The sequence below is a fragment of the Microbacterium sp. zg.Y909 genome (assembly GCF_024626565.1).
This window is the reverse complement of sequence record NZ_JANJFJ010000450.1, coordinates 1-3,255: the sequence shown is the minus strand read 5'-3', so window position 1 is coordinate 3,255 and position 3,255 is coordinate 1. Positions and strand designations below refer to the sequence as shown.

General features: G+C 69.4%; 3 protein-coding genes. All 3 read right to left on the bottom strand.

All coding sequences use genetic code 11. The features are described 5' to 3' along the window. Positions 1–1,420, bottom strand: a 1,420-nt coding sequence (locus tag NQ160_RS21115) for a glycoside hydrolase family 65 protein (RefSeq protein ID WP_374113695.1), incomplete at its 3' end; no start/stop codon positions are given. Between the two features lie 50 nt (positions 1,421–1,470). Then, the gene (locus tag NQ160_RS21110; RefSeq protein WP_257517041.1) at positions 1,471–2,202 is read right to left on the bottom strand and encodes an HAD family hydrolase; all 732 of its coding nucleotides are present in this window, start codon (positions 2,200–2,202) and stop codon (positions 1,471–1,473) included. 82 nt (positions 2,203–2,284) lie between these two features. Then, the coding region (locus NQ160_RS21105; RefSeq protein ID WP_257517040.1) for an acetate/propionate family kinase at positions 2,285–3,255 on the bottom strand (971 nt) is incomplete at its 5' end.

Here is a 3,255-nt window from a genome sequence, read left to right as displayed (position 1 = left end):
CGGCGATGTCGATGCCCTCGGTGTAGAGGAAGTCCACGTCGCCGGTGGCACGCACGTACTTCGCCAGGGCGAAGCAGACGTCGGCGTTGATGTGGTACTGCGCGGTGCCGGCGGCGTAGTAGGCCGAAGCCTCTTCGCCGTTGATGGTGCGCCAGGGGAAGAGCGCGCCGGCCTCGTTGAGCTGACCGGCGCGCTTGCGGGCGGCGGGCAGCATGAGGTAGCGCATGCGCAGGGCGTTACGGGCCCACAGCGGCGTCGTGTACGCCAGGAACGGCAGCACGTAGATCTCGGTGTCCCAGAAGTAGTGGCCGCTGTACCCGGAGCCGGTCACGCCCTTGGCGGGAACGCCCCGGCCGTCGGCACGGGCCGCAGCCTGCGCCAGCTGGAACAGGCACCAGCGGGTCGCCTGCTGCAGGTCGTCGTGGCCGCCGATGCGCACGTCGGAGCGATCCCAGAATCCGTCGAGCCAGGCGCGCTGGCGCTCGAACAGCACGTCGACGCCCCCGCTCTGTGCGCGGTCGAGTGTGCGACGGCAGCGGTCGACGAGCTCCCGCGCGGGCACGCCCCGCGACGTGTGGTACGCCACGACCTTGGTGACGGTGATCGGCACGCCGGCCTTGGCCTGCACCCGGTACAGGTTCTTGGCGATGTCGGGCTCGATGAGCCCGCGCATGTCGTACTCGTTGTCGGTCTCGATGAAGTGGTCGGCGACGACGGCCAGCGTCATGCCCGACTCGGTGACGCGGTACGACAGCGCGGCGCGCGACCCGTCCTGCCAATAGTCCTGCGGCTGCAGCACGCGCTCGTGCATGCGCTCCGCCTTGCGCGGGTCGAACGTGGCGCGCGAGCGGCGGGATGCGACCGCGGTTCCGCCGTAGACGTCCTCGCCGTCCTGGCGGTTCACGAGCTGGCAGTTGATCGTCACGGGCGCGTCGGAGTTGAGCACCGTGACGGTGAGGCGCATGACCGAGAGGTGCTTCTCCTCGAACGACACCATGCGCTCGAAGTCGATCTGCACCTCCCTGCCGCTGGGGGTCACCCACAGCAGGTGACGGCGCAGCACGCCGTCGCGCATGTCGAGCACCCGCTCGTAGTTGCGCACCTCGGCGATGTCCAGCGACAGCGGCTCGTCCTCGACGTAGACGCGCATGACCTTCGCGTCAGGGGCGTTGATGATCGTCTGCCCGACCTCGGCGAAGCCGTACGCCTGCTCGGCGTGGCGGATCGGGAACGTCTCGTGGAAGCCGTTGATGAACGTGCCGTGCTCGTGCCCGTGCAGCCCCTCGGGCTGATTCCCCCGCATGCCGAGGTAGCCGTTGCCGAGCGCGAACAGCGTCTCGGTCACGCCGACGTCCTCCAGCGTGAAGTTCTTCTCCACGAGCCGCCAAGGGTCGACGGGGAAGCGATCACGGTCGATCATGCGGGGGCCTTCCAAGAGTGTTCGGAGGGGGGTGCCGGTCGGGTGGCCGGTCAGTCGAGGAATTCTTCGAGATCGTCGACGACGAGGTCGGCGCCGGCATCGCGCAGCACCTGCGCGCCGACGCCGCGGTCGACGCCGACGACGAGGCCGAATCCGGCTGCGGCTGCTGACTGCACTCCGCTGTGCGCGTCTTCGACCGCGACGGAGCGGGCGGGCTCGACCCCCAGCATGCGCGCGCCGGCGAGGAAGACGTCGGGGGCGGGCTTGCTCGGAAGGTGTTCGCGTTCGGCGATGACGCCGTCCATGATCACAGGGAACCGGTCGATGAGACCGGCGACGGTGAGCACTTCGCGGGCGTTCTTGGAGCTCGACACCACGCCGACGGGCGTGCCGGCCGCTTGCAGCTTCTCGAGCAGGCGCAGCGACCCGGGGTACGGCGCGATGCCTTCGCTGCGCAGCACCCGTTCGAAGACGAGGTTCTTGCGGTTGCCGATCCCGCAGACGGTGTCGAGGGCCGGATCGTCGCTCGGGTCGCCCCACGGCACCTCGACGTCACGGCTGCGCAGCAGGCTCGCGACACCGTCGTAGCGCTTCTTGCCGTCGAGGTGGAGGAAGTAGTCCTGCTCGGTGTACGGCGGCGTGATGCCCCACGCCGTGAACAGCTCGGTGAACATCGTCTGCCAGGCGTGCATGTGCACTTCGGCGGTGGGGGTGAGCACGCCGTCGAGGTCGAAGAGCACGCCGTCATAGGCCGTCAGGTCAGGCAGAGTTCGGGTGTTCACGTGGCCAGCGTAGTCGCGCAGACTGTGCCCGGTCACCACGCCACCGAGGCGGGCGCGGCATCCCGTCGCCCTCGGTCTCCCGTCACAGCGCCGCGGCCACCTCGAGGGCCTGCCGCGCGATCTCCAGCTCCTCGTTCGTGGGCACGACCAGCACGGTCACCGGCGATCCGTCGGCGGAGATCACACGGATGCCACGGGCGCGCTCCTCGTTGCGGGCGGGGTCCAGCTGCACTCCGGCGAAACCGAGCGTCTCCAGCGCCCCCGCGCGGACGATGGGCGAGTTCTCGCCCACACCGGCGGTGAAGACGATCACGTCCACGCCGCCGAGCTGAGCGATGTAGGAACCGGCATAGGCGCGCAGCCGGTGGATGTACACGTCCATCGCGAGCCGGGCGTCTTCGTCGCCCGCTGCCACCCGCTCTTCGAGGTCGCGCATGTCGTTGACACCGGCGAGACCGAGCACGCCGCTGCGCTTGTTGAGGAGGTCATCGAGGTCGTCGATCGACATCCTCGCGCGGCGGGCGAGGTGAAACAGCACGGCGGGGTCGATGTCACCCGAGCGGGTGCCCATGACGAGCCCCTCCAGCGGCGTGAGACCCATCGAGGTCTCCACGGACCGGCCGCCGTCGACGGCGGCCACCGATGCGCCGTTGCCGAGATGGAACACGATCTGCTTGAGCTCTTCGAGCGGCCTGCCCAGGAAGTCCGCGGCGGCACGGCTGACGTACTTGTGCGAGGTGCCGTGGAAGCCGTAGCGACGGATGCGGTGGGCCTCGGCGAGGTCCTTGTCGATCGCGTAGGTGTAGGCGGCGGGAGGCAGCGTCTGGTGGAACGCGGTGTCGAAGACAGCCACGTGCGCGAGATCGGGGAAAGCGGCCTTCGCTGCCCTGACGCCCTGCAGCGCACCGGGGTTGTGGAGAGGTGCGAGCACCGACAGCTCGTCGATGTTGATCTCCACGAGGTTCGTGATCAGGGTGGGCTCGAAGAATCGCGCCCCGCCGTGCACGACGCGGTGACCGACCGCCACCGGCGGGAAGTCGTCGAGCGACGGCC